The sequence below is a fragment of the Oceanobacillus sp. NCCP-135 genome (assembly GCF_059698015.1).
Genome location: NZ_BAAKSZ010000063.1, coordinates 1 through 2,937 on the forward strand (window position 1 = coordinate 1; position 2,937 = coordinate 2,937).

At 37.8% G+C, this 2,937-nt stretch carries 3 protein-coding genes; all 3 read left to right on the plus strand.

Annotated elements, in window-relative coordinates; translation table 11 throughout:
* Window positions 1-43: 43 nt before the first annotated feature.
* The 3 genes from istA (at window position 44) to AC6HVZ_RS19450 (ending at window position 2,904) form a co-directional block, all read left to right on the plus strand.
* Window positions 44-1,627 carry an IS21 family transposase gene (istA, locus tag AC6HVZ_RS19440; RefSeq protein WP_497559779.1) on the plus strand — a complete coding sequence of 528 codons (1,584 nt, stop codon included), beginning with the start codon at window positions 44-46 and terminating at the stop codon, window positions 1,625-1,627.
* A complete protein-coding gene (gene istB / locus AC6HVZ_RS19445) occupies window positions 1,624-2,394 on the plus strand; it encodes an IS21-like element helper ATPase IstB (protein WP_497559777.1) in 771 nt (256 codons plus the stop codon). The genes istA and istB overlap by 4 nt, the downstream gene beginning before the upstream one ends.
* Window positions 2,395-2,592: 198 nt before the next feature.
* Window positions 2,593-2,904, plus strand: coding sequence for a hypothetical protein (locus AC6HVZ_RS19450; RefSeq protein WP_497559778.1), 312 nt, complete (start codon window positions 2,593-2,595; stop codon window positions 2,902-2,904).
* Window positions 2,905-2,937: the final 33 nt, after the last annotated feature.

The following is a 2,937-nucleotide window of genomic DNA, read 5'->3' on the forward strand; positions in this document are numbered from 1 at the left end:
CCATGAAGAAATATATTTATTTCAACATGGGGAGACTGGAGCGATGATAGCTTTGAAAAAGAAACAAGAGGTCATATTAATGCATTTTAGGGAGGGAAAATCACAGAGAGAAATTGCAAGAAAAACGAGAATAGATCGTAAGACGGTAAGGAAATACATCAAGGAGTATGAATCACAAAGGAAAGAACTAGAAAAGCAAGGTTCCGATGTAGATTCTGGGGAATTGATCCAAGCAATTGTAGAATCACCTAAATATCATGTGGGTGAAAGACCGAAGCGTAAATTAACCAAAGAAATGGAGGAAAGAATTAACGAATTATTACAAGAGAATGCAGAAAGGTTAAAAAGAGGATGGCGAAAACAATTAAAGAAGCCTGTGGACATACATGAAGTATTGGTTGATGAGGGTTTTGACATCAGTTACAGCACGGTTCTTCGTACGGTGCGGAAACTCATGGAAAAAGCTAAAGAAGCATACATAAAAGGTGTCTATCAGCCAGGTGATGTGTGTGAATTCGATTGGGGGGAAGCAAAAGTTTTTATTGATGGGAAGAGTCGGGTACTTCAAATGGCGGTGTTCACATCTGCCTATAGTAACTACCGAATGGCATATTTGTTCACCAAACAAAAAACGGAATGCTTTCAAGAGGCTCATGCTTTATTTTTTGACAAAGTAGCTGGTGTGTATAAAACAATGGTATATGACAATATGAAAGTAGCTGTCAAACGATTTGTGGGGATAGAAAAGGAACCAACGGAAGCACTTTTAAAACTATCACTCTACTACACTTTTGATTATCGCTTTTGTAACATTCGGAGTGGCAATGAAAAAGGACATGTAGAACGAAGTGTCGAGTATGTACGTAGAAAGGCATTTGCGTATAAGGACTCGTTTGAAACATTGGAAGAGGCAAATCAGTATCTCTTAGAGATTTGTGAAAAGCTTAACCGGAAGCCACTGACTGGAAAAAACTGTTCAGCAAATGAATTATTCAGCCAAGAACAGTCGCACCTTTTACACGCACTTCCAGCTTTTGATGCAGCTCGAACAGCCAATGTGCGTGTGGACAAGTATTCGACAGTGGTTATTGATCAAAATCATTATTCCGTTCCGGATCATTTGGTCAACAAAATCGTTAAGGCTAAAATCTATTCCAATCGAATCCAATGCTTCTATGATGGAACGAAGATCGCCGAGCATCATCGTTTAACGGGATTGCATGATTGGAGGATTGAATTAGACCATTTTTTAAACACATTAAAGAAAAAGCCTGGTGCATTAGCCAGTAGCATGGCTTTACAACAGGCAGATAAAAAAATTAAAAACATTTATGATACTTATTATAGCAAGAATCCAAAAGAATTTATAGAGTTGATTCATTATTTACAGGAAGGTGCAAGTTTAACAGATATAGAAAAAGGTATTGAAGAATTACGAAAGATCCATCCATCCCATGTGACGACAGATAAAATTAAAGTATTGTGTGCCAGGAATCAGGAACCATCTTCTTTCGTCTCCCTTGATGGAGAATCAAGTGATATCACAAATCATGCCAAGGAACATTTACGTGCATATGATGAGTTATTTCAAACCAAATCACTTGAGAAAAAGGAGGAAATTGCATGACCAAGAGAAATTGGAGCGAAGAAGTAGTTCAATTCAGCAAGGATTTAAGATTGCCTATGGTTCGGCAGCACTTCAAAGAATATGTTAAAGATGTATCCGAAAGAGATGGAACCTATGAGGAATTTTTAGCTTTATTATTACAAAAGGAAACAGATTCCAGACAGGAGACCGCAAGATATAACCGGATCCGACGTGCTGAATTTCCGTACAAAAAGTATCTTGAGGATTTATCCGTATTAGACTTACCTGAAGATGCCCAGAAGAAATATAAGCGTCTAAAAACGCTTGACTTTATTAAAGAAGGGCGAAACGTCGTTTTAGCAGGAAATCCAGGGACGGGAAAGACCCATATGAGTATTGGATTGGGAATCGAGGCGTGTATGCGGGGCTATAAGGTATGGTTTACCACCGTACCATTACTTATCAACCGGATTAAAGAATGTCGATCTGAAAGGACGCTGCGTTCTTTTCAAAATCGCTTCGAAAAATATGATCTCGTAATAGCCGATGAAATGGGATATATCTCTTTTGATAAAGAAGGAGCTGAGCTTTTGTTTACCCATCTATCATTAAGGGCAGGTCAGCATTCGACCATTATTACAACCAATCTGTCATTTGAACGCTGGGGTGAAATATTCCAAGACCCTGTGATGACAGCAGCAATGATAGATCGGCTCACCCATCAGGCCTATATCGTCAATATGAATGGAAATTCCTATCGTATGAAAGAAACAAAACAGTGGCTTAAAGATCAACAACTGGTTTAGTTCAAAAACGGAGCCCTTGAAACGGATGATGATATAAAAATACAAGAGGAATTTCTATCAAAACGGTTCTGTCTATCTCGGGAAAGTTTCAGAATACATGATCAAAAAACAAAGCAAAAAATGAATGAAGAAATACTGGACCTTGAAAACAAAATAGAAACCATTTATGAAAAAGTGACATGAAGGAGGCAGAATTGGATGGGGAGATTTTCAGTTAAAGAGGCAACGGAATTCTTTCGTTCTTCCGGTGCTGAATGTGATGAGAATTTAGTACAAGAATGGATGAAAGACACCAAAATAATGAATATAAGCCATGGAGTTTGTAAGAAGGATTTTATTCGCTTTGACATGTGGAACAGACAAAAAGGAACTGCATACGAACGTGGAATTAGTGATAGGGTAAGAATTGTAAGGTTAATTGTGGAAATCAATGACTTAAAAAAGGAAATAGTAGCGTTAACAAGGGAAAACGAAAGTCTGAAGGAACAATTAGAATTTATGCCTTCTTAATTAACATTTTAATTGCGATGGAATTCCCCGCCA